Below are 24,144 nucleotides of genomic sequence, written 5' to 3'. Positions count from 1 at the left end.
AAATATTTTCTTTATCCTTACCAACAAAGTTTTTGAAGTATGTAACTACTTTTGGAATAACAAATAATTTAAAGATTAAAAATAAATTTCAATGAATGTATTTAAGTAAGTTGAAAGTTTTAAAGTCGTAAAGTACACATATCACGACAGGTAGTTTAAATCCTAGACTTTGATGGTTTTTTAATTCTTTTACAAATACGACATTAAGCAAGCTTCAGTACTTAGTTCAAATTGTAGAACATTTATGTTTCTTTTGCTGAGTTTTGTAGCTAAACAAAAAGCCAAGTATTATTATGGCAATAGATGATTTAAACGACTGGGGGTAGCTATTTAAATGTTGATAAATAGGCTGTTACGACGAATATGGGTTAGTTGATCAACGAGAGGGTGCTATGATTTTCAAAAATTACGTTTGTGCGGCACCTATTTGCAGATCATCGCGCTCTGCTGTTTTATCTGGGTTTTTGCTAAGTACTCTGGTGTGTATGTAAATGTGCATAACATGACCTATTCTGGTGCTAGTAAACAAAAAAAAAGGCTGTCTAAAAAAAATAGACAGCCTTTTGAAATTTTATAAAAGTATATTATACTCCTGGTAAATCACCACCTTCTTTAGTAGGAAGGTTAGTAGTTCCCATTAAGTACAAATCTACCTCTCTTGCAGCCTCACGACCTTCAGAAATAGCCCAAACAATTAATGATTGACCTCTTCTCATATCTCCCGCAGTAAATACGTTTGGTACATTAGTTTGGTAATTGTTCGCTTTGTAATTACTTCTGAAATCTGTTTGTAGTCCTAATTGTTCTGCCAAAGTTTTCTCTGGACCTGTAAAACCTAAAGCTAATAAAGCTAAGTCACATGGCCAAGTTTTCTCTGAACCTTCAATTTCGATCAATTCAGGACGTTGTCCTGGAACGATTTTCCATTCTACAGTTACCGTTTTCAATGCGATTAATTTACCAGAAGCATCTTTTACGAATTCTTTGGTATTGATTAACCAGTTTCTGTTAGCACCTTCTTTATGAGAAGAAGATGTTTTTAACTGCAACGGCCAATAAGGCCATGGAGTAGTCTCGCTTCTTCCTACTGGAGGTTTTGGCATAATCTCAAAGTTGGTCACTGATTTCGCACCATGACGGTTTGAAGTTCCCACACAGTCAGATCCTGTATCACCACCACCAATAACGATTACGTCTTTACCAGTAGCCATTACTTGGTTTTCAATTTTATCACCAAAAACTACTTTCGTTTGTTGTGTCAAGAAATCCATTGCTTGAACAACTCCATCAGCATCAATACCTGGAGTAGGTAAGCTTCTTCTTTCTGTAGCACCACCACAAAGTACGATAGAATCAAATGCTTTTAAATCATTAATATCATAGTTTACACCAACATTAGTGTTTACTTTGAAAATGATTCCTTCTAGTTCAAGGATTGCTACACGTCTGTCGATAATTCCTTTTTCTAATTTGAAATTAGGAATACCATAACGTAATAAACCACCAATTGCATTGTCTCTTTCAAAAACAGTCACGGTATGACCCGCTCTATTTAATTGTTGAGCAGCTGCTAAACCTGCAGGTCCTGACCCAACAACAGCAATAGTTTTACCTGTTCTTACTTTTGGAGGTTGTGGTTTGATCCATCCTTCTTTAAAGGCACGTTCAACGATATTTTTTTCTATGTTTTCAATAGATACTGGCTCTGCAATAATCCCTAATACACATGCTTTTTCACATGGTGCAGGACACAAACGTCCTGTAAATTCAGGGAAGTTGTTTGTAGAGTGTAATATCCAAGATGCTTTTTGCCATTCTCCTTGATGTATCATGTGATTGAAATCAGGGATTAAATTCCCTAACGGACATCCACTATGACAAAATGGGATACCACAATCCATACAACGTGAACCTTGACTTGTAATTTCAGCTTCACTCAAAGGAACTGTAAATTCGTTATAATTCTCTACACGTTTTTCAACTTGTGTGTATGATTCATCTATTCTTTCGAATTCTTTAAAACCTGTTACTTTTCCCATTGTATTATGCTGTTAATTCTTCTACCATTTGTTCTTCAGTCTCTAAACGTTTTAATGCTTTTTTGTATTCAGTAGGCATTACTTTTACAAAATTTTCTAAGCTTACGTTCCAATCACTCAATAAATCAGCTCCTCGAGTACTGTTTGTATAAAGGACATGTTTCTCGATTAATTGTTTTAATTCATCCGCATCAGTACCTTCGATTGTTTCAAATTCAATAGTTTCTGTGTTACATAAACCATTTTTGAATTTGTTTTCTGGATCATAGATATAAGCGATACCACCACTCATACCTGCTGCAAAGTTTCTTCCTGTTTTACCAAGAACAACTACTTTACCACCTGTCATGTACTCACAACCGTGATCTCCCACACCTTCAACTACCGCAGTAGCTCCAGAGTTACGAACTGCAAAACGTTCTCCTGCAATACCGTTGATGTAAGCTTGTCCTTCGACAGCTCCAAACAAACAAACGTTTCCTACGATGATATTATCTGCAGCGACAAATGTAGCAGTAGCTGGTTTCTTGATGATTAATTTAGCTCCAGATAACCCTTTACCTAAATAATCATTTGTGTTTCCATCAACTGTAAAAGTCAATCCGTGTGCGCTAAATGCACCTAAACTTTGACCTGCAGAACCTGTGAAGTTAATGTTTAAAGTATCCTCAGGTAAACCTAAGTGACCGTATATTTTTGAAATTTCGTTACTCACAATAGCACCAACCGAACGGTTAATATTGCTAATAGGGTAATCCAAAGTCATTTTTTCTTTTCTATACAAAGCACGGTGAGAATCTTTCAAGATTTGGAAATCCAAAACATTTTCTAGATTATGGTCTTGTTTTTCTGTGTTTCTTACTGTCAAATACTTGTAAGTATCTGGTCTGTGTAAGATAGAAGATAAATCTAAACCTCTTGCTTTATAATGTGTAATCGCTTTGTTAGAATTGATTTTGTGCGTTTGCCCAATCATTTCTTCCATTGTTCTGAAACCTAATGACGCCATGATACCTCTTAACTCTTCTGCAACATAGAAGAAGAAGTTAATAACGTGCTCAGGAGTTCCAGTAAAGTTTTTCCGCAATGTTTTATCTTGAGTTGCAATACCTACTGGACAAGTGTTCAAGTGACATTTACGCATCATGATACAACCAGAAGCAACAAGTGGAGCAGTAGCGAAACCAAATTCTTCAGCACCTAATAGACAAGCAATAGCTACGTCACGTCCTGTTTTCAACTGGCCATCACATTCTACAACAATACGACTTCTTAAATTGTTCAATACTAATGTTTGTTGCGCTTCAGCCAATCCAAGTTCCCAAGGAAGACCTGCGTGTTTCAACGATGTTAGTGGAGATGCTCCAGTTCCACCATCATAACCAGCAATAAGTACAACATCTGCTTTTGCTTTTGCAACACCCGCAGCAATAGTACCAACACCAACTTCTGAAACCAATTTCACATTGATACGAGCTTCTCTGTTAGCATTTTTCAAGTCAAAGATTAATTGTGCTAAATCTTCAATTGAGTAAATATCGTGGTGGGGTGGAGGCGAAATCAATCCAACAAATGGAGTTGAGTTACGTGCTTCAGCAATCCAAGGCAATACTTTTTCACCTGGTAATTGTCCACCTTCTCCAGGTTTTGCACCTTGAGCCATTTTAATTTGAATCTCTTTTGCACTAGATAAGTAGTGAGAAGTTACTCCAAAACGTCCTGATGCTACTTGCTTGATAGCCGAGTTACGACTGTCACCATTTACATCTGGTTGGAAACGTTTTCTATCTTCTCCACCTTCACCAGAATTGGATTTTCCTCCAATACGGTTCATGGCAATAGCTAAGTTTTCGTGTGCTTCTCTAGAGATAGATCCGTAAGACATCGCACCCGTTTTGAAACGTTTTACGATATCAGTCCAAGGCTCTACTTCGTCCAATGGAATAGGGTCAAGGTTGTCAAATTCGAATAAACCACGGATGGTCATCAAACTTGTAGCTTGATCGTTTACTGTTTTAGCATACACATCATAACTATCTTGATCGCTCAAACGTACTGCTTGTTGCAATTTAGCAACAGTAGTAGGGTTGAACATATGTCTTTCTCCGTTACGTCTCCATCTGTATTCTCCACCAATGTTTAACCCTAAACGGCTTGGAACTAATACATCAGGATAAGCGTATTGGTATCTTTCATTGATCTCTCTTTCAATTTCATACAATCCAATACCTTCAATTCTTGAAGCTGTGTAAGGGAAGTATTTTTGAACAAATTTAGAGTTGAAACCAACGATTTCAAAAATTTGAGAACCTCTATACGAGTGTAATGTTGAGATTCCAATTTTGTTCATGATTTTCAGAATACCAGAACCAATAGCCTTGTTGAAGTTGTCAACTGCTTTTTGTTCGCTGATACCAGTGATGAATCCTTCTTGTACTTGTACACGAATTATTTCATTAACCATATAAGGGTTAATTGCACTTGCACCATAACCAAATAAGGTAGCAAAATGATGTGGTTCACGTGGTTCGGCAGATTCGATAATCATATCAAAATAAGAACGCTTACGCAAACGGTTCATTTGGTGTTGAACATATGAACAAGCTAACAAGGCAGGGATAGGAGCAAACTCTTGGTTTACACCTCTATCAGATAAAATAATAAGGTTTGTTCCTCTTTCAACTGCTTTTGTAATTTGGATGATAATGTCTTCCAAAGCATTTTCTAGACCATTTAATCCTTTGCTTTTTGCATACAAGATTTCAATTGTTTCTGCTTTGAAATTATCTACAGAGATGTTTCTGATTTTCTCTAAATCGTCATTAGAGATTACCGGATTTTGAATTCTTAATTTTCTACATTGTTTACTAGAAATATCAAAGATGTTTCTGTCTTGACCCAAGGCCAAACTAATGTCAGTTACAATTTCCTCACGGATACCATCCAAAGGTGGATTAGTAACTTGTGCAAATAATTGTTTGAAATAGTTAGGGATTAATTGTGGTCTGTCTGACAATACTGCAAGAGGTGTGTCAATTCCCATTGAACCCAAAGCTTCTTTACCAGCTTGTGCCATTGGAACGATCATTTCTTGAATATCCTCTAATGTATAATTAAATAAACGTTCTCTAGTTTTTAAATCGATAGTTTCGATTGGACAAACTTTAGACGTTGCAGGAACGTCTTTTAAGTTTAAACGGTACTTCTCCAACCATTCTTGGTAAGGTCTTTCAGAAACAATTTTGCTCTTAATTTCCTCATCATTAATGATACGGCCTTTATTCATGTCCACTAAGAACATTTTTCCAGGCTCTAATCGACCATGACTTTCAACATCAGCAGGATCAACTTCAAAAACACCAATTTCTGATGCCATGATTAATTTACCACTTTTTGTTACGGTATAACGTGAAGGTCTCAAACCATTACGGTCTAATAAAGCTCCTATGTAGTCACCATCAGAGAAGGGTACAGAAGCTGGTCCGTCCCAAGGCTCCATGATACAAGCGTTGTACTCGTAGAATGCTTTTCTTTCATCAGACATGGTTTTGTGTTTCTCCCATGCTTCAGGAATCATCATCATCATTACTTCTGGCAATGATCTTCCGGTATGTGTTAATAACTCAACCACCATATCCATAGAAGCAGAATCTGACTTACCTGGTAAAATGATTGGGAATAATTTTTCGATTTGTGGACCAAAGACATCACTTTTCATGATTTCTTCACGCACACGCATTCTACTTACGTTTCCTCTTAGTGTATTGATCTCACCATTTTGACACATGTATCTAAAAGGTTGAGCTAATTCCCAAGTAGGCATTGTATTAGTAGAGAAACGTTGGTGAACTAACGCCAAACGAGTTACTAAATCCGTTTGTTGTAAGTCAGTATAGTATGGACCAATATCCTCAGGCATAATGATACCTTTATATATTAGGGTAGTAGTAGATAAACTTGGAACGTAAAAATAATCGCTTTGCGAGATTTTAGAACCTACAATAGCATGTTCTGTAATTTTACGAGCAGCATATAACTTAGCTTTAAATGTAGCTTCATCAATAGTTTCGCTTTTTCCAACAAATAATTGTTCAATTGCAGGCTCAGAAGCAAGAGCTATTTCACCTAATTGAGTAGAATCTACAGGAACTTCTCTCCATCCTAAAACGGTAAGTCCTTGTGTTTTGATTTCTTTTTCAAATATGTCTTTACAAAAAACGTATTGGTTTTTTATTTTTGGCAAAAATACCATTCCAACAGCATACTCACGTGTAGCAGGTAGTTTGAAATCACAAACTCTATTGAAGTACTCATGTGGTATGTCAATTAAAAGTCCTGCTCCATCTCCTGTTTTTCCGTCAGCACTTACACCACCACGGTGCTCTAGTTTTACTAGAATTTCTAATGCGTCATGTATAATTTGATTCGTTTTCTCACCCTTAAGGTTGCAAATAAAACCAGCTCCACAGTTTTCATGCTCGAATTCTGGCAAATAAAGGCCTTGTTCTTTAAGTTTCATGCTTGATAAATTTTTTTACAAATTTAAAGATTTCATTATACATTATGAATCGAAAACGTTATGTTGGCTGTATTTTTGTAATAAAAGCATAAAAGAGGGTGATAATTGCAAATAATTTGTTTTTTTGTTGTTTGTATTGGTAAAATCATAATTTTAATTCAGTTTTAAAGCCTATTTTGACTAATTTCGAGTTGTTTTTTTATAAATTTTTACGAAAATTCAAACGTTATTAGGGCTTTGTTTTCTAAAACATTATGAATTCATTAAATAAAAATGAATATCTTTTTTTTTAACATTTGTTATTAAATTAATGATTTTTAAATTTTAAAAATATTTCTCTCTTAGGATGTATTTTGCTACTTTTGTGCCACTTATTTATTCTGAAACAAATTCAGAGTCCAGATAAAATCTATATTATGAACATACACGAATATCAAGGTAAAGAAATTTTAGCTAGCTACGGAGTTCGCATTCAACGCGGAATAGTTGCTAATAACGCAGTTGAAGCTGTTGCTGCTGCAAAACAATTAACTGCTGAAACCGGTACAGGATGGCATGTTATTAAAGCTCAAGTTCACGCAGGTGGACGTGGAAAAGGTGGTGGAGTTAAGCTTGCTAAAAACTTAGCAGAAGTGGAAAAAATTGCTGGTGAAATTATCGGAATGCAATTGGTAACACCTCAAACCTCTGCAGAGGGTAAAAAAGTTCACAAAATATTAGTAGCTGAGGATGTTTATTATCCAGGTGAAAGTGAAGTTTCTGAATTTTATGTTTCCGTGCTTTTGAATAGAGGTACTGGTCGTAATATGATCATGTACTCTACTGAAGGAGGAATGGATATTGAAGAAGTTGCTGAACACACACCACATTTAATTTTTACAGAAGAAATTGATCCATCAGTTGGATTACAAGGTTTTCAAGCAAGAAAAATTGCTTTTAACTTAGGCCTTTCTGGAAATGCATTGAAAGAAATGGTGAAATTCATCGACGCTTTATACAAAGCATATATTGGTACTGATGCTTCTATGTTTGAAATCAATCCAGTATTAAAAACATCTGATGATAAAATTTTGGCTGTAGATGCTAAAGTGGACATTGATGATAATGCTTTATACAGACAAGTAAAAATCGCTGAAATGCGTGACGTTCGTGAGGAAAACCCAATCGAAGTTGAAGCTAAAGAAGTAGGATTGAACTACGTAGATCTTGATGGAACTGTTGGATGTATGGTAAATGGTGCAGGTCTTGCAATGGCAACTATGGATTTAATTAAGTATGCTGGTTTTGAGCCTGCAAACTTCTTAGACGTAGGTGGAACTGCAGATGCAAAACGTGTTGAAACGGCTTTCCGTATTATCTTAAAAGATCCAAACGTAAAAGCAATTTTGATCAACATTTTTGGAGGTATCGTTCGTTGTGATCGTGTTGCTCAAGGAGTTGTTGATGCTTACAAAAATATGGGTGACGCTATTAAAGTGCCAATCATTGTTCGTTTACAAGGAACAAATGCTGGAATTGCAAAAGAATTAATTGATAATTCAGGTATGCCAATTTTATCTGCAGTAGAGTTTCAAGAAGCAGCAGATCAAGTTAAAAAAGCACTTTCATAATTGAAATACATTTTTAGCTAGTATTGCTAGTTTTATTATAATTTAAATCCTGGGTGAAAACTCAGGATTTTTTTGTTTTATGCTAAGTCAATCATTACTGAATTTTAAAGTTATGACATTGTTAATTCAATTGAGGACTTCTTTTTTGAATAAGTGATAATGTTTTGGGTTTTTTATTGCGCATTTTTCAGTTGGGTAGTTCATATTTTATACGCTTGATATTTTTAAGTGAATTAAATTACTAAGCGTCGTTTTTTAGAATTTTTTGTTGGTTTTACCATTGTGTTAAGTTCGTTATTTCAATGAAAAAAGCTTTGATAAAGGAGATACTTTTGACTCGAAAAAGAAAAAATAAAAAACGTAGAAAACGTAAAAAAAAAGAAATCATGAAAAAATTATCTGTATCAATCGCCTTAGTGTTATTAATGTGTACTGCATTTGTATCTGCAAATGAATTAAAACCCAAAAAAACATATTCTAATGTAAGTAGTGAACTCGCTACCCTTTTAGCTCCTGATGGTGCTGTAGGTGATTTAGAAAATGAAACAGTTGTGAAAGTAAAAATTAGAATTAATGCTGATAATGAAATTGTTGTGTTGCAAACCAATACAACAAATGCTGAATTGAGCAATTATATCAAAGTAAGTTTAAATTATAAAAAACTCTCGTCATTTGAATTAGGTCTTGATAAGGAATATGTATTCGATGTCAATTTTCAGATGTAAATACAATTTTATATAAAATGAAAATCCTAAGTCTGCTGACTTAGGATTTTTTTGTTTAAAGTAGATTTTTCTTTTTAGTTCGAAAGATGTAATTGCTATAATTGAATCTATTTACCGAGAATATTTTTCGACTCTTTATTTAATAACACTTCACTGAAAATAACTTTAAATTGACTCTTTTGGTTCGACCAATTTCCAGTTAAGTATTTTGATTTATCATCATTTTCGTAAATAGAAAATCCATCGGGCTTATAGTTCTCTTCAAATTTTAAACTAAAACTCCCTGTGTTTTGGTTGTTGGTATATTCGTTTAACGAAATAGAATTTCCTGTAAATGTTCCGCTGAGTTTAATTTTGATTTTTTTCTTATCATAATAGTAGTAACCACTCACCGTATTGTCTTTTTTCGAAAGTTGTAATGCCATACTTATTGGGTACAATTTGTTTGTTTTTCCAAAAAGGAAAATATTATTTTCGGCATTGTCTCTTTCTTTTTGATTGATTAAAAACTTTTCTATTCCTTTGTATGCAACATAATTGGCATTAAATAAAATACGATATCCCCATTCACTCAAATACTTTTTCATAATCTCTTTAGAAAATGATTTGGTTAAATAAGGAGTGCAAACTTTAACTACATGAGGATAGCAGTCATTGGTTAGTGAAATACTTAATTGGTTGTTTTGAACTTCATATTTGTCAATGTCATAATAAGTGCAATAAGGTTCTGAGCCCTCACAATCCTTGATAGAAATATCAAATTGCTTCTTGATATCGTTTAACCAATAGTTGTCCATAAAATCCAAATAGCCATTGAGTGTAAAGAAAGCTTGAAACGGAATGTTGTCATTATTTTCTAAAGCGCCATTTTTTAAATTAAAAATGTATTCATTGTCAAATTGACTTGGGTACGGACCTAAATATTCGCCTTCAATTTTTAAGAACAAATGAGTGGTGTTTATTTGATAAGAAAAAGTGCAACCCGAAAACCGAAACTCTTCGTCTTTATTTAGCTGAAATCCTGTCAAACTATATTCCTCCAAAATTTGCTTATTTATGATGTTCGCAACAGCTGCATATTCTTTCTTTAGAGCTACGACTTTTGGAATTTCGTTTTTTGTGTCAGCAAACAGAGTAGAATTGATATTTATTTTTTGAACGGTATATTTTTCTTGACTAATGGCTGCAGAGGTAAATAGTAGTGCTATAATCCAGGTGTATATTTTCATTTTTTAGGACATATTAAGTTTAGAAAAAAATCAATTCTATTTTTATTCAAATATAAGTGCTATTTACAGCTATTTGCAAATTTTTGTAATTTGTTTAATGAAGCTATTTTTAAAAATAATTGAAAGGAACTATTTCTATTTTTGGATGAAATTTTTAATTTAATTCATCCTTTTTACTGTTCTGTAGAAGGGAAAAATACGTACTGCAATGAAATTTACTTCTTTGTATATTAAATTCTTTAGTAAGTTTTATAATTGGCCAATCGAGATTTTATATAATTAAAATCATTTTTAAGTGAAATAGTATGTTTTTCTATGCAAGTACATAGTTTTCAGGTTGTAACCTTTAGTGAAAATTGTATAACTTTAGAGGATTGATTTAGAAATATCTTTAATTTTCTAATAATAAAAATTATGACACTAGTTATAGCCATCGTAATCGCAATTCTGCTTATAGCATTTGCTTTGTTTGTAAGTGAAAAATATACGGTGGATAAAACTGCTTTTTTTATATTGACTAGCTTGTTGCTTACAGGTATAGTAACTCCGGAAGAAGCTGTTTCTGGATTTTCAGACAATGCCGTTTTGACTATTTTGTGTTTAATGATTATTGCCATTGGGTTAGAGAAAAATGGAGTTGTTTCCTGGATGGTTCAAAAAATAATCCCACTAATTAAACTACCAGTCTGGATTTTCCTGCCTTTATTGATGATTATAGTTGGCTTTTTATCTTCGTTTGTTGCAACTACGGCGGTAGTTATTGTTTTTATCAAATTAATTAATGAGCTTGATAAATTAGGTAAAATAGATCGTGCAAAAGTATTATTGCCAATTTCATTTGCTGGAATTTTAGGAGGTAGTTGTACTTTGATGGGGACGAGTACCAATCTGATTGTATCTGATATATCCAGAAAAAGTGGCGTGGGTCGTTTTAGTTTCTTTGAATTTTCTACAGCAGGTATGCTTTTTTTACTCATTTCAATCCCGATTATTTATATACTTGCTAAGAAATTTTTGCCCAAAACTCCAGAGGTAGAAACTATCGATTTGCATAAAAAATTTGGATATATAACTACTGTGAAAATTAGAGAAGGTTCTAAATTAATAGGTAAAAAACCGTATGAAACCGAGATTTGGAATGAAAATGATATTCATTTAATTAAAATTCAAAGGGGGAAACACTATTTGAAAACTGATTTACGGTCAGAAATACTAGAAGAAAACGACATTCTCTGGCTTGACTTGACAATCGAAGATTTGACAGCTCAAACCGAAAGTCTAGGATTGAATATCTTGGGTGTAGATCAAGATTTAATCGAAGAACATTTTACCAACGAATACCATGAGGTGATTATTTTACCTAATTCCCGTTTTATCAATATGTCTATAGAAGAATTTAACGATACCTTGCCTGATAACGTGTATGTGAAAGGTGTAAGTAGTAACTTAAGTGATCGTCATAGCAGTAATTATTTCAAGAAATTCTTTTCGAAGAAATTTATCATTCCTGGAAACCGTGTTTTGCTAACGGGAAATTTAAGTGAAATTCAAAAAATAGCCAATAATAATAATTTACTTTTTACCACTACCGTAATTACAAATCCACACATTCCTACTTATAAAAAAGTAATTTCATTTGCCGCTATTTTGGTAGTGATTGTTCTTTCAGCAACAAATACTTTTTCGATTCTCAAAAGTTGTCTTTTAGGGGTGGCTTTAGCCTTATTTACGGGCTGTATTCAACTCAAAGATGCGTATGAAGATATTAATTGGCAAGTAATTTTTTTATTAGCAGGAATGATTCCACTGGGAATAGCTATGAAAAATACCGGAACAGACGTGTATATGGCTGAGCACCTGTACAGCGTTTTGAAGTCGGTTCCTACCTCAGTGACCATTTCGATTATTTTTGCTTTTACGATGTTGATGAGTGGTTTTGTTTCTAATAATGCCACAGCAATTATCATCGCGCCAATTGTAATCGCGATTGCAGCCAAATTAAACCTAGATCCCAAACCATTATTATATGCCGTGATGTTTGGTGCTAATTTTAGTTTTTATACGCCAATGGGCTACCAAACCAATGCGATTATTTACGGTTTAGGGATTTACAAATTCAAACATTTCTTGATTATCGGTGGTGTGCTATCTATTGTATTACTGATTTTAGCTTCCTTTTTATTGCCAATGTTGTATTTGGAAGCAAAATAAAACTAGAGTTGCTATTATTTCTTTTCCAATTCATTCTTCATTTGCGCTATATATCCTTTAAATTTTTGGTCTTCATCAATTTTGGTTTTTTCTATCCATTTGTTAAATTGATCTAGATTCCCTTTTCGGTAAAAGGCACCAAGAATATTAAATGAATTTTCAGAATTATAGGTTTTGTCTAGAAGCTCCGTCACCGACTTTTCATAAGTAGTGATTGCGATCTCAATTTGGTTATTGTTAATTTGAGAATAAATGAGTTCTTTATTTATATAAGCATTGTTGGGTTCTTTTTTGAGGGCCATTTTTAAGATGGCAATCGACTTTTCAAAATTCCCAAGGCAATTGTACGAAAAAGCCAATTCTACTCGTAATCCTTTATAGTCAGGATCTATTTTTTCTGCTTTCTGTAATAATTCTAATCCTTTTTGGCATTCCTTCAAACCGTTGTATATGTAGCCCAATTTGTAGAAATAGCCAATACTTTTTTCGTCTCCTTTGTCTATTTTCAACCAGTCTGGGAATTTAGCTAGTTTAAGTTCTGCAAAATGAGAATCTGGAATAACGGCTACCAACGTGTTGTTGGGCTGTAGTCGATATTTCATGCTGGCAGTAGCTGCTTTGGTAGTAGATTCAAATTTCCCGTCACTTCCTATTTTAAATTTTCCTGCATAATCCAATGTTAAGCCTGCTTGCAGATCAATGTAAATAAAACCATATCCGTAGGCTCCAGTAGAATCTGCTGGAAAAGCAACCCATTTGTCTTCGCTTTGCGTAAACTTAGTATCAAAAACTAATTTGTCTTGACCAAAAAAAAGTAGGCTGTTGAATAAGGATAGGAGTAAAAAAATGTTTTTCATTTTTATTGTGGTTGGTTTACTGTTTCGTTCTAAAAAATGTACATCTATTACTGTGCTTTTGATGAATTCAATTTATAAATATCCTACTGTTGCGGGCATAGTCCTGAATCTTCAGGAGCAATTCTGCGCCAACGCTTGTCGATATGCGAGCGATCGGGAAGTTTGTTCGAAATTAGTGCTACAAATTGCTTATTCAATAAATTCCATCAGACCGAAACGATTGGCTTGATGTACATCTTTGGATATATCATAAATAGGAAATAGGGTAGAAGTAATGCGGCGTTCGCCTTCGACTTCATTTCGATCTTGGCGAATGGCTAGGAAAGCCCATTTGTTACCTTTTTGAACCGGAACTATTTCACCCAAAAATCCAAAAGTAGCAATAGGGATTTTTAGTTCCAATGTCCAGCCTTTATCAATATCCGAGTTATCGTTGATTGTGCCATTGTAGGTGACACCGCTGCTGAAATCTGGATTAAAAGTTTTTAGTGCAAAATCATTTCCCTTGTAGTAATTATTAAAAAAGACAAAATCATTTGATGCTTTGTACATATTCAGCTCAAAACCAAAATGAGTATCCAAACTATCCGGAACAGGAATGATAAATATTTCGCCGCAATCATCAAAAAAAGGCTTGCCATCATGTTTGGTTTCTCTAGCTGTTAGATACTTATCTTCAAATTCATAAAATAAGTACAAATTCTCTTTGTCCCACAACATTCTAAAAGTTGTTTTTTGTTTATCAGTGGGTTTCTCAACATTGTAGATGTAATCAAAAGTTCTGCTTTCGGTTTTGCTCCAACTAGATTCATCCATTTTTCCATCGATAGCGATAGTTTCAGTCGTGTTAGAAACTTTAAAAATGGGTTGTTCGCCTAATGATAATTTTTTATCAGAATTAGGAGTTGCTGCTGCATCCTTTTTTTTATCACATGAAACTGTTAGTAGTGCCAAAGTGGCGAGCATACAAATTGCTATTTTATTCATTTGGAGTGGTTGTTGGTTTTTGTAGCTAATATAATAAATTATACCTTCATTGTATTTATATAACGGGACAGTATGTCGACAAAACGGGTCATTGCGATGAACTAAGCAATCACGCAAAGACCTTCATTTGTTTAATGTAAATCATTGGAATGTTTACTGAATAAGATATAAATGACTTTTAAGTTTGTTTGTAGTTATACTTTGCTGGCACAAGCGGGACTCTTGCGCCAGCGGGGTTAACTAAAGTTATTTAGTTAAGATTGCTTTATTAATATATTTTAAATGCCTCCTTAATTCATTGTAGTTGGAGTAATTTTCAATTCCAAATATATCTTTATCATTTAACCAGTCTGTCGGAACTTCCAAGTTTTTAGATTTGTGAAAGTTTAATAAGTAGGATCCACCATCATACCACATGTCTGCAAGTTTGTCCGAGAAGTTTTTTTCATAATAGATGTATTTTTCATATTCTCTATGTTTTAACTCATCAAGTAATGGTAAATATATTTTATTATATTCATTTCTGTTGCTTAAAGATTTCTCTTTGTTTTTGTAATTTAAACTTCGATGTTTCTTTATTTGGGGAGAATATTCGTCTACAAAGGCAATATATTCATCAACAGCTTCCTGCCATATTTTTTTTAGGTTTTCATAGTTAGGCGATTCATGCATAATCCACAAAAGATTTTTATCTTTTTGTGTAGCCAAAGAATATCTACTTTTTCCCTCTTTTATGTTTTGAAGATAAAACGCTAACTTTGAATAACTTAATTGTTTGTCAATACTATCTTTCTTATTTTTCAATTCCGAAAGATTCATTGTTTTGTATTTAGAAATGATTTTTTTGCTTGAAGAACAACTTGTAATTAAGCAAATAGTCGATGCAATAATTAAATATTTTAATTTCATATTTTTAATTTTAGCTAACGTCAGTCTGTGAAAAAACCTCCGTTTATTTGACTCAAATATAAGTAAATAATTGACGTATTAGACAGAAAAGTTGTATGTTAAAATATCCTATATTTCACAGGAATAGCGATGACTTCACGCAACACTCTAATACTATTTATTGAATGGACTATGATTTCGAAATACTGGGATTAGGTTTTTTATAAGTAAGCTTATTTTAGGACGAGTCAACTTTGCATGCAAAAGCAAGACGTCTGAACTAGCAAGGATAATTAAATAATCTAGTTGCAACTTCCATTGGTGGGTTTTGTGACCTGTGGGCAGCCACTGATGGCATTGGTGGGATAAATGAAAAAATCTTCCTGTTCAAAATCTGTGTTGGTCTTGGTTATCTTACCTACAACCACTTCATAGCAACCATCCTCTGGATTAGTACAACCTCCATTGGCACTTGCATTATTTCTAACTGCTCCGATGGAATGACCAGGAGTGCTTTCATTATCTGGGTTTTGACATTTTAATATCAATTCCCTTCTATCCGTACAATCAAAAAATTGAAAATCTTTACCTTTAATTTGAGCACCTGAGCCTCCAGAGACAGTTATATTCCCAATATAGGAACGACTATCGAAAACCCCTTTTCGATTAATTAAACCTGTTTTTGTACTGATGAATCCAGCTGCTATTTGTACTGCATGAGTTGAGTTAATTGACACTACACCCTCTATGTCAACCCTACCTTGGTCCACTCTATGAGGGGACATGTTAAATGCTGCATCTCCAAAACGTGAGGTTATATTTCTTCCAACAACATCATCAACAGTTACCTTATTTACTTGATTAGTTGCAGATGCACCTGTTTCTACTCTTAAAGTAACTCCGCCTTGTCCATCAAGGTTTTTATATAAAACACTTTTTCCAGTTTGCATTTGCACCACACCATAACCAACATGCATGCCGGTCATAATAATATCCTTTATAATACCGTTAGTAGATGCTTCATCTACATTTTCACTCGAAGGTAAATTAAGGACTATATTTGAAAATCTTGAATAATTATCAGTTAAGCTTAAACCAGAAAACTTGAAATTTTTCACATAACCAAACTCAACAAATCTTACGCCTATATCATCTCCTGCAGGGATAAGACCCTTAAACCATGTAGAAGAATCTGTACTATTTTCATCTGAATTAGTAATAGCTACATTTTCAACATAGAAATCTTCGCCTACTATAAACATATTAATGTTTCTGCCTGCAACAACACCAGTTAAATCTGGCTGAATGGTTACATCTGAGTCAATTTTGATATGGATATTGGATCTTAATAGAATGTCTTTTAAACAATAAGTCCCTTTTCGGATTCTAATAACACCACCTCCGGCACTAGATAAAGTGGCGATCTCTTTATTTAATAGTTGACTATCCGCCGAGCTACAGTTACCATTAAGCACGATAACTACTTCTTTAGATGGGATCTTATTTACATAGAATCTATCTTCGTTATCAGTTAATCTGTCGGAAGTTGTTGTTCCTTCATATACCAATGGATTTACTACTTTTTTTTCTTCATTGGAATCACGTTCCGAGTCTGATGCGCAAGCAAATAATGACACACAAATAACCGAAGCCAAATAAATTCGAAATAATTTAGGAATATATGCTTTCATGATATTTATTAATTTATTTAATAACAAATTTAATTAAATCATTTATCAATTATGTTTTCTAGGGTATATAATATGTCTCTTGGAGTCAATACTTAGTTTGAACGGAATTCAAAAGGTAAATTTAAATAACTGAAAAATACTTTCTAAATTGTGCTTGAGTCTAAATATGATTTTTAATTAAATTGACAGAAATAAGTGTTTAAATTCCTGTTTTTAATGTCAATATATAAGGAGTATAAGGTTTTTTTAAGGGGCAATCTTTTAAGTCTATAAGCCGTGACAATTGGAGCGGGTACGAAGTCGCGTTCCGATAGCTATCGGAATCGCACAGCAGTCCTAATGATATTTATTGGATGGATGAAGACTTCGAATAACGGGGTACATTTCTATAAGCAAAAAAAAGCACAGCTTTAGACTGTACTTCTAATCATTTCAATTGTTAATGTACTACTGTTGGTGGCACAGTATGTTATTATGCGCTAACTATTACGGATGCCCTACTGATAAGGTTATGGTAACTAGTTTGACATTTCTTGGAATTTCTTTCTGAATTCTAAAGGACTATTAATTTTTGGAAAAACTTCTTTTGTTCCGCCTGAACCGACAATTCTGATTGTTCCGTAGCCAAATATCCTTCCCAAGATACCTTGGTCAACGTTGACACTTTCAATTTTTGAGTGGTTCATCTCAAAAGTTTTTCTACTGATTAAACCCGTTTTGATGATAACACGCTTGTTTGTAATTGCGAATTCATCCGTGTATTTGTCAATTATTGGCGCTAGCCCCAGTGTAATTATCGATCTTAAGTTGCAGAAAATTATCCAGTGATAAGTTGTTTCTAATTCAACTTTCTCATCTTTGATTAAATTGTTGTCAATGTACTTGCCCATTTTGCTGTTTTTTAAAATTAATTATTTGAGTAATTGGTTTGGCTCTTCAATATCAATAAGTTTATATTATTGCTACTGTTCTCCAGTTTTATTTGAGCGAAAATAAAGTTAATATTTAGGATTGTTTTACGGTTTACCTCATTCAGCCTTTTAATTTTAATTTTTGAATGAGATACTTTAGTCGTTTCTCTTGCTGTTTTTAAAATTTAATTAAGTTTATAGAATTACAGCCGTTAATAGTTAATCCAATTTGCTGGTATAATTGGATCAAATTAGCTTGTGGTTGCAGTCTTTTAAGTTTGTATAAGCCGTGACAATTGGAACGGGTACGAAGTCAGGTTCCGATAGCTATCGGAATCGCACAGCAGTTCTAATGATATTTATTGGATGGATGAAGACTTCGAATAGCGGGGGGACTTCGCACAGCAGTCCGTAATGATATTTATTGGATCGATGAAGACTTCGAATAAAGGAGAGTTTCATTGTTGGCTTTTCAAGCCCAACGAAACTTTGGCTATTGTACGCAGTTTTTATAAATTAAACCATTTTGAACAATACACTTTTCCATGCGTATCATAAACTCTTGCTTTTATTTTTGCAACTCCAGCTTTTTTTAAATCACTTTCAATTCCCTCATATGGTAAATCATATTCAAATTTTTCGCCAGGCTCGAGGCATATAGGATAGGTTTTTATTACATCGGTTCGAACAAGATTAAGGTGCTTTTTACCTTCAAAATTTGCATTGCTTTGAAACCTAGGTTGTTCAATAAATCTTTTGTTTTTTCCAATATTTACAACTACAACTATTAAAAATGGCTCAGTTTTACCACTTTCGCCTGTGCTATATATATATTAGTCCGCCAAGTGGTTTTGATAGAGATGTTTAATTTTCCAACACGGTCATAATAAAATTCAAATAAGCGCCAAACAAATACAATAGTTGAAATTGATGCAGCGTACATTGAAATCCAAAACTTATAGTCCATTATGTTTGTTTTAGTGCGTTGTGTATAATTACTACCGTTTCGCTGCTTTGAGATGGTAGGGAATTAGTAACCTTTCAACTTTCGGTTATGAAGAAAAGTTGAAGCGCGATTGCAATTCCATTAAAACCCCAATTTATCAAAATGGCTTTTAGTGGCTATATTTTTATTGTCTACAAAAATATGGGTCAATTTCACCCGCTTTTGGTGCAAATGAATTGTCATAACACATATGTAATTTATTAGATGAAATTGATTGAACTTTTGCATTTACAGAAGTTCCCCTGTTGCTTTCAGGTGCTGATGTGGATTTATCTTGTTTTGCTGGAATATTATAAATTGTTACTATTTCAGTCTTATAAATTCCACCATTATCTTTTATATAGTCAACCGCTATATTTACTTCATTTAGCAAATATTCAGTATTATTTGTAACGATAATATCTAAATTACTAATTCCGCCAAGTTCGTTATACGAATATCGATTTGTACTTGCTCCAACATATTGTTCGATGTTATTTCTATAACTTCTGTTTTTTTCGGTTAGTTCGGCATTTATTCTGGCTTTTTCTGCGGCTTGATTATCAATACTTTCATTTGGTATAAATTCTCCGTTTTCGATATAAGTCGGTTCCGAACTTGTAGATGCGTAAATTATCAGGCCAAAAAACAACACGGTTAAAACACCAAAGCCAATTAATATATTTCGTAATGTTTTTTTCTTTTTCGGTGCATAGTTTTGATTATTTTCATACACTGGTTTTGAAAATAATGGTGGATGTACATTTAAATTATGTTGAGTAAAGTTTTCAAATTTAGGTGGAGAAACATTTGAGTTTAATATTGATTTCAATTCTTCAATATTGTTTGCAGTTGTCCAATTTTGCAATCCTTCATACCAAATTGGTGTTGCATTTTTAAGCTGCATCGTTTTTAATTGTTCAAAGTCAAATGGGCCAACTTCACTTTGTCCATTGTGAATAAAATATTTTCTCATAAATGTATTTTCTTTTTTTTAAATTTTCTTTTTCTGGCTTGTAGATGAATTCTTGCTACTAAGTAATATATGTGTCTGATAGCTTTAAATATGTCAATCCATAAATGGATGAATAGATATGAAAGCAGTTAGGCTTTATTTATTTTCAAATATATTAATTTTTTCTTACTAAAATATTTGAAACTTTTTATTTCTTGAATACTTTTCTCTTACCTTCGAGCATCAATTTTTGAACTATTACAATTCATTTTCAAACATAAAAAAAGGCGTTTAATCTCCTTTTAAATAGAGATTAAACGCCTTCTAAATTTTATAAAAAAAAAACAAACCTATCGAATCGCTTTAACAAATTCTGAGATTTTCCCAGTTCCTTCTTCGGTTAAATGTTTGATGAAGGCACTACCAATAATCGCACCTTTGGCGTATTGAGTAGCTTGGTTGAAAGTCTCTGCATTGTTGATTCCAAAACCTACTATTTGTTGGTTTTTGAGGTTCATGTTGGCAATGCGTTTGAAGTAGTCTTCTTGGGTGCTGCCAAATCCAGATTGTGAACCCGTAACACTTGCGGAGCTTACCATATAAATAAATCCAGTTGAAACGCTATCTATGAAACGAATGCGTTCGTCTGAGGTTTGTGGAGTGATTAGTAATACGTTGAACAAACCGTATTTTTCAAAAATAGCTTGATATTCGTCGGCATATATGTCTACAGGTAAATCTGGGATGATCAATCCATCGATACCTATTTCGGCACATTTGGCACAAAAAGCTTCTACGCCATATTGCATCATTGGGTTGAAATAGCCCATGATAATTAAGGGAATAGATACGGTTTTACGAATGTCTTTCAATTGATTGAACAATACTTCAGTGGTCATGCCGTTACGCAAGGCCTTAGTTGAACTTTCTTGAATTGTTGGTCCATCGGCCAATGGATCGCTAAATGGCAAGCCTATTTCGATTAAATCAACGCCGTTTTTTTCTAAATCTTGGATAATAGCAACACTATCGTTCAGATTTGGGTATCCAGCCGAAAAGTAGATGGATAGTATTTTTTTATCTTCTTGTAATTTTTGTTGGATTCTGTTCATTGTAATGGCTATATTTTTATCAGAGGAATCTCTGTCTTTTGTGTGATTGCTTTTATTAATCGGTAACGATGTAAGCCCAAGCTTTTACGTTTGATTCTACAGTTACCTCAGCACGTTTGTAATGTAAGCCTTCATAAGTGTCAGCTAACTGTATTTCTTCGTCGGTTACTTCATAAAGCCAACCACTGATGATGTCTTTTGGGTTTTCTGTAGCGGTGATGATTGGGTAGGTTTCCATTCCAAATTCTTCTTCGATTTCTATTTGGGTAATGGTATAGCCAATTAAGCTATCTGGAGTTCCTTTTAAAAGGCGACCGAAAATATTTTGATGAACATCAGCGTCTTTTAATGTTCCGTATGCGAATAAATTTGCCATGATGATTTTTTTTAATGTAATGCTTAATGTTGTTGTGTGTGCGTTAGGGATGGAAGCGAAAAAAAAATCTAAGATTTTTGATTAACGATTTTTGATCTGTGAGACTATTAAAACTAGGCGAAATTGTAGTTATTACCACCAAATCTGAAATCTTTAATCGTTAATCTTCATTCGAAAATCCTTTAACTTTATACTCTTTTCTTAATGCCCGCCCGCTTTTTTTGCGGGAACGCCCAACTATAATTTAAAATAATCGATATAGGTGTCCAAATCTTTGTCTCCACGCCCCGAAAGGTTGATGACTACAATATCTTCGGGTTTGAATTTTTTTACTTTTAAAACAGCTAAAGCATGTGACGACTCAATCGCAGGAATTATACCTTCTAATTGGGATAATTCATATCCTGCTTGCATCGCTTCGTCATCGGTCATCGAGTAGAATTCTCCACGTCCTGAGGTTGCCAAATGCGCATGCATAGGACCAACTCCTGGGTAGTCTAACCCTGCCGAAATCGAATAAGGCTCGGTAATTTGTCCGTCAGGAGATTGCATCAATAAGGTTTTACAACCGTGGATGACGCCCACTTTTCCAAGCTTACTTGTAGCTGCGCTATAACCGCTATTAACCCCTTTTCCTGCAGCTTCAACTGCTATAATACCCACTTCAGGTTCGTGCAAAAAGTGGTAATAAGTACCTGCGGCATTACTACCGCCACCAATACATGCGACAACATAATCAGGGTTTTCGCGACCTTCTTTTTCTTTTAACTGCCATTTGATTTCCTCTGAAACGATACTTTGAAAACGGGTTACCATGTCAGGATAAGGATGTGGTCCAATCGCCGAACCAATGATATAATGGGTGTCTACAGGATTGTTGATCCAATCGCGGATGGCTTCATTAGTGGCATCTTTCAAAGTACGTGAACCAGATAATGCTGGACGAACTTCAGCACCTAGCATTTTCATACGAGCCACGTTTGGAGCTTGACGTTTGATGTCAATTTCCCCCATATACACAATACATTTCAAACCCATCAAAGCACATACGGTAGCAGTAGCAACGCCGTGTTGACCTGCTCCAGTTTCGGCAATGATGCGGTGTTTTCCTAATTTCTTAGCCACTAGGATTTGCCCGATTGTATTGTTAATTTTGTGTGCACCTGTATGATTAAGATCTTCTCTTTTAAGGTAGATCTTAGTATTGTATTTTTCGGATAAACGCTTTGCAAAGAACAACGGACTAGGGCGTCCTACATAATCCTTTAACAATTGGTCAAACTCGGCTTTAAACTCGGGTTCCTCTGTGATTTTTAGGTAATTTTGACGTAATTCTTCTACGTTAGGATACAGCATTTCGGGGATGTACGCACCACCAAATTCGCCATAATACCCTTTTTCGTCCACGTTATATGATATCATTTTTTTTTTTTTTTTTTAATGAGACGCACTGCGGTTCGTCCTTACTTTATTGTTGATAGAGACTGTAATGCATCTCTACATAATTGTATGTTTTTTAATCCTGGTTCTATTTCAAATTTACTATTTACGTCAATGGCATAAATGGGTAAATTGGTTTTCATTATTTCATTTACAGCCTCTAATTCGTCCAAACCGATTCCGCCACTAAGGAAAAAAGGTTTACTAGAGGGATAGCTTTCAAGTACTTTCCAATCAAATGTGGCTCCGTTTCCGCCAGGAAGCTTTCCTTTTGTATCAAAAAGGAAGTAATCACACACTGATTCATAAGGGGTTAGTACTTCAAAGTTAAAGTCGTCTAAGATAGAAAAAACTTTAATTACTTCTGTCCTGTTTTTTAATTTGCTTTGCAATTCGGTACAAAATTCCACAGTTTCTTTTCCATGTAGCTGCACTGCTTGTAAATCGTGTTGGCTCACTTTCAGCAAAACGCCTTCAATGGTTTCATTCACAAAAACCCCTGTCTTCTTGATGTTTTTTGGCAAATCTGGAATCACACCATCAAAAAATCGAGCGGATCGTTCCCAAAATATGAACCCCATATAATCGGGTAGGAGTGCACCTACTTCGGTAATATTATCGGGGTATTTCATGCCGCAGATTTTGATTTTCATACTATTGTTTTTAACTGCAAAGTTTACGAAGTTATCGTAAAGCTCGCAAAGTTTTATTTTGTTAAGCGCAAAGTTTAATCGTATAGAGTTTAAATCTTAACTTCTAACTCATAACTTTTGAATAAACTCCATCGCCGCTTTGCCCGCATTATCCGTTTTCATAAAGTTTTCACCAATTAAGAACCCTTTGTAGCCATAAGGTTTTAATTCGTTGATTGCTTCAATAGAACTGATGCCGCTTTCGGAAACTTTTACAAAATCGTTTGGAATTTTGTCTGCTAATTGCTTACTGAAATCTAGACTTACTTCGAAAGTTTTTAGGTTTCTGTTGTTGACACCAATCATGTTTAAGGTTGGCATAATTGACTTTTCTAATTCTTCCAGATTATGAACTTCCAATAAAACTTCTAGTTCAAGGCTTTGAGCAAATAGGGATAACGATTTGATTTCGTCACGGGTTAAAACCGCAGCGATAAGCAAAATCAAATCGGCTCCGTGGGCTTTAGCTTCTAAAATTTGGTATTCATCAACAATAAATTCTTTTCGCAAAAGCGGAATGTTTACTGAGGCTCTCGCCAATAATAAATCGTCTAGTGAGCCACCAAAGTATTTTCCATCTGTTAAAACAGAAATTCCACAAGCTCCAGCAGCTTCATAACCTTGAACCACTTCCTCTACAGTAAAACCGTGGTTGATGACCGATTTAGAAGGAGAACGACGCTTATGTTCGGCGATGATTCCAGAGTTGCTGTTTTTTAAATTTTGGCTTAGCGAAATCGTTTCTTTCGAAAAAAATACCGAAGCTTCCAATTGTGAAACTGGAATAATTGATTTTTTGAGAACTACTTCTCTTTTTTTATCGAAGATAATTTTATCTAGAATGTTCATTATTTTTTTGTTTAAAGTTTCTTTTGTTTAAAGTTTCAAGTTGCTTAACAGTTCGATTAAACAATTTT

At 34.1% G+C, this 24,144-nt stretch carries 17 protein-coding genes; 3 read left to right on the top strand and 14 right to left on the bottom strand.

Annotated features, from left to right (window positions below; genetic code table 11):
• Nucleotides 1–584: 584 nt before the first annotated feature.
• Both ABZP37_RS15000 and gltB read right to left on the bottom strand, forming a co-directional pair.
• On the bottom strand, nt 585–2,039 hold the full coding sequence (locus ABZP37_RS15000; RefSeq protein ID WP_366183907.1) for a glutamate synthase subunit beta: 1,455 nt from the start codon (nt 2,037–2,039) through the stop codon (nt 585–587).
• A gap of 4 nt (nt 2,040–2,043) precedes the next feature.
• On the bottom strand, nt 2,044–6,558 hold the full coding sequence (gltB, locus tag ABZP37_RS14995; RefSeq protein ID WP_366183906.1) for a glutamate synthase large subunit: 4,515 nt from the start codon (nt 6,556–6,558) through the stop codon (nt 2,044–2,046).
• Between the two features lie 416 nt (nt 6,559–6,974).
• On the opposite strand from gltB, the gene sucC reads away from it, so the two are divergent.
• Nucleotides 6,975–8,168 carry an ADP-forming succinate--CoA ligase subunit beta gene (sucC, locus tag ABZP37_RS14990; protein WP_366183905.1) on the top strand — a complete coding sequence of 398 codons (1,194 nt, stop codon included), beginning with the start codon at nt 6,975–6,977 and terminating at the stop codon, nt 8,166–8,168.
• Between the two features lie 386 nt (nt 8,169–8,554).
• Nucleotides 8,555–8,893 carry a hypothetical protein gene (locus tag ABZP37_RS14985; protein WP_366183904.1) on the top strand — a complete coding sequence of 113 codons (339 nt, stop codon included), beginning with the start codon at nt 8,555–8,557 and terminating at the stop codon, nt 8,891–8,893.
• 107 nt (nt 8,894–9,000) lie between these two features.
• Here ABZP37_RS14985 and ABZP37_RS14980 read toward each other — a convergent pair whose 3' ends face one another.
• The gene (locus tag ABZP37_RS14980) at nt 9,001–10,122 is read right to left on the bottom strand and encodes a hypothetical protein (RefSeq protein ID WP_366183903.1); all 1,122 of its coding nucleotides are present in this window, start codon (nt 10,120–10,122) and stop codon (nt 9,001–9,003) included.
• Nucleotides 10,123–10,536: 414 nt separating this feature from the next.
• Between ABZP37_RS14980 and ABZP37_RS14975 the strand changes: the two genes are divergently transcribed.
• On the top strand, nt 10,537–12,333 hold the full coding sequence (locus ABZP37_RS14975; protein WP_366183902.1) for an SLC13 family permease: 1,797 nt from the start codon (nt 10,537–10,539) through the stop codon (nt 12,331–12,333).
• A 14-nt stretch (nt 12,334–12,347) separates the two neighbouring features.
• Here ABZP37_RS14975 and ABZP37_RS14970 read toward each other — a convergent pair whose 3' ends face one another.
• The 11 genes from ABZP37_RS14970 to trpC all read right to left on the bottom strand — a co-directional run bounded on the left by ABZP37_RS14970 (nt 12,348) and on the right by trpC (nt 24,076).
• Nucleotides 12,348–13,190 (bottom strand): tetratricopeptide repeat protein, encoded by an 843-nt coding sequence (locus ABZP37_RS14970; protein WP_366183901.1) that lies wholly within the window; start codon nt 13,188–13,190, stop codon nt 12,348–12,350.
• Between the two features lie 189 nt (nt 13,191–13,379).
• Nucleotides 13,380–14,177: a carbohydrate-binding family 9-like protein gene (locus tag ABZP37_RS14965; RefSeq protein ID WP_366183900.1), complete on the bottom strand. Its 798-nt coding sequence runs from the start codon at nt 14,175–14,177 to the stop codon at nt 13,380–13,382.
• A 246-nt stretch (nt 14,178–14,423) separates the two neighbouring features.
• Nucleotides 14,424–15,086: a hypothetical protein gene (locus ABZP37_RS14960; RefSeq protein WP_366183899.1), complete on the bottom strand. Its 663-nt coding sequence runs from the start codon at nt 15,084–15,086 to the stop codon at nt 14,424–14,426.
• Nucleotides 15,087–15,367: 281 nt separating this feature from the next.
• Nucleotides 15,368–16,756, bottom strand: coding sequence for a hypothetical protein (locus tag ABZP37_RS14955; protein ID WP_366183898.1), 1,389 nt, complete (start codon nt 16,754–16,756; stop codon nt 15,368–15,370).
• Between the two features lie 518 nt (nt 16,757–17,274).
• Nucleotides 17,275–17,646 carry a PH domain-containing protein gene (locus ABZP37_RS14950; protein WP_366183897.1) on the bottom strand — a complete coding sequence of 124 codons (372 nt, stop codon included), beginning with the start codon at nt 17,644–17,646 and terminating at the stop codon, nt 17,275–17,277.
• A 1,151-nt stretch (nt 17,647–18,797) separates the two neighbouring features.
• Nucleotides 18,798–19,628, bottom strand: a complete 831-nt coding sequence (locus ABZP37_RS14945) for a DUF4339 domain-containing protein (protein WP_366183896.1) — start codon at nt 19,626–19,628, stop codon at nt 18,798–18,800.
• Between the two features lie 329 nt (nt 19,629–19,957).
• Entirely contained in the window at nt 19,958–20,719 is a 762-nt protein-coding gene (gene trpA / locus ABZP37_RS14940; protein WP_366183895.1) for a tryptophan synthase subunit alpha, read from the bottom strand.
• A 55-nt stretch (nt 20,720–20,774) separates the two neighbouring features.
• The gene (locus ABZP37_RS14935) at nt 20,775–21,095 is read right to left on the bottom strand and encodes a gamma-glutamylcyclotransferase family protein (protein ID WP_366183894.1); all 321 of its coding nucleotides are present in this window, start codon (nt 21,093–21,095) and stop codon (nt 20,775–20,777) included.
• Between the two features lie 237 nt (nt 21,096–21,332).
• Nucleotides 21,333–22,514 (bottom strand): tryptophan synthase subunit beta, encoded by a 1,182-nt coding sequence (gene trpB / locus ABZP37_RS14930; RefSeq protein ID WP_366187549.1) that lies wholly within the window; start codon nt 22,512–22,514, stop codon nt 21,333–21,335.
• Between the two features lie 44 nt (nt 22,515–22,558).
• Nucleotides 22,559–23,188, bottom strand: coding sequence for a phosphoribosylanthranilate isomerase (locus ABZP37_RS14925; protein WP_366183893.1), 630 nt, complete (start codon nt 23,186–23,188; stop codon nt 22,559–22,561).
• A gap of 108 nt (nt 23,189–23,296) precedes the next feature.
• Nucleotides 23,297–24,076: an indole-3-glycerol phosphate synthase TrpC gene (gene trpC / locus ABZP37_RS14920; RefSeq protein ID WP_366183892.1), complete on the bottom strand. Its 780-nt coding sequence runs from the start codon at nt 24,074–24,076 to the stop codon at nt 23,297–23,299.
• Between the last annotated feature and the right edge of the window lie 68 nt (nt 24,077–24,144).

The sequence above is a fragment of the Flavobacterium ovatum genome (assembly GCF_040703125.1).
GTDB lineage: Bacteria > Bacteroidota > Bacteroidia > Flavobacteriales > Flavobacteriaceae > Flavobacterium > Flavobacterium ovatum.
This window is presented reverse-complemented; position numbering and strand designations above follow the sequence as displayed.

Excerpts from the sequence above, each read along its gene's own strand:
- ABZP37_RS15000 (WP_366183907.1), bottom strand. The coding sequence starts at position 2,039 with ATGGGAAAAGTAACAGGTTTTAAAGAATTCGAAAGAATAGATGAATCA.
- gltB (WP_366183906.1), bottom strand. The coding sequence starts at position 6,558 with ATGAAACTTAAAGAACAAGGCCTTTATTTGCCAGAATTCGAGCATGAA.
- sucC (WP_366183905.1), top strand. The coding sequence starts at position 6,975 with ATGAACATACACGAATATCAAGGTAAAGAAATTTTAGCTAGCTACGGA.
- ABZP37_RS14985 (WP_366183904.1), top strand. The coding sequence starts at position 8,555 with ATGAAAAAATTATCTGTATCAATCGCCTTAGTGTTATTAATGTGTACT.
- ABZP37_RS14980 (WP_366183903.1), bottom strand. The coding sequence starts at position 10,122 with ATGAAAATATACACCTGGATTATAGCACTACTATTTACCTCTGCAGCC.
- ABZP37_RS14975 (WP_366183902.1), top strand. The coding sequence starts at position 10,537 with ATGACACTAGTTATAGCCATCGTAATCGCAATTCTGCTTATAGCATTT.
- ABZP37_RS14970 (WP_366183901.1), bottom strand. The coding sequence starts at position 13,190 with ATGAAAAACATTTTTTTACTCCTATCCTTATTCAACAGCCTACTTTTT.
- ABZP37_RS14965 (WP_366183900.1), bottom strand. The coding sequence starts at position 14,177 with ATGAATAAAATAGCAATTTGTATGCTCGCCACTTTGGCACTACTAACA.
- ABZP37_RS14960 (WP_366183899.1), bottom strand. The coding sequence starts at position 15,086 with ATGAAATTAAAATATTTAATTATTGCATCGACTATTTGCTTAATTACA.
- ABZP37_RS14955 (WP_366183898.1), bottom strand. The coding sequence starts at position 16,756 with ATGAAAGCATATATTCCTAAATTATTTCGAATTTATTTGGCTTCGGTT.
- ABZP37_RS14950 (WP_366183897.1), bottom strand. The coding sequence starts at position 17,646 with ATGGGCAAGTACATTGACAACAATTTAATCAAAGATGAGAAAGTTGAA.
- ABZP37_RS14945 (WP_366183896.1), bottom strand. The coding sequence starts at position 19,628 with ATGAGAAAATATTTTATTCACAATGGACAAAGTGAAGTTGGCCCATTT.
- trpA (WP_366183895.1), bottom strand. The coding sequence starts at position 20,719 with ATGAACAGAATCCAACAAAAATTACAAGAAGATAAAAAAATACTATCC.
- ABZP37_RS14935 (WP_366183894.1), bottom strand. The coding sequence starts at position 21,095 with ATGGCAAATTTATTCGCATACGGAACATTAAAAGACGCTGATGTTCAT.
- ABZP37_RS14925 (WP_366183893.1), bottom strand. The coding sequence starts at position 23,188 with ATGAAAATCAAAATCTGCGGCATGAAATACCCCGATAATATTACCGAA.
- trpC (WP_366183892.1), bottom strand. The coding sequence starts at position 24,076 with ATGAACATTCTAGATAAAATTATCTTCGATAAAAAAAGAGAAGTAGTT.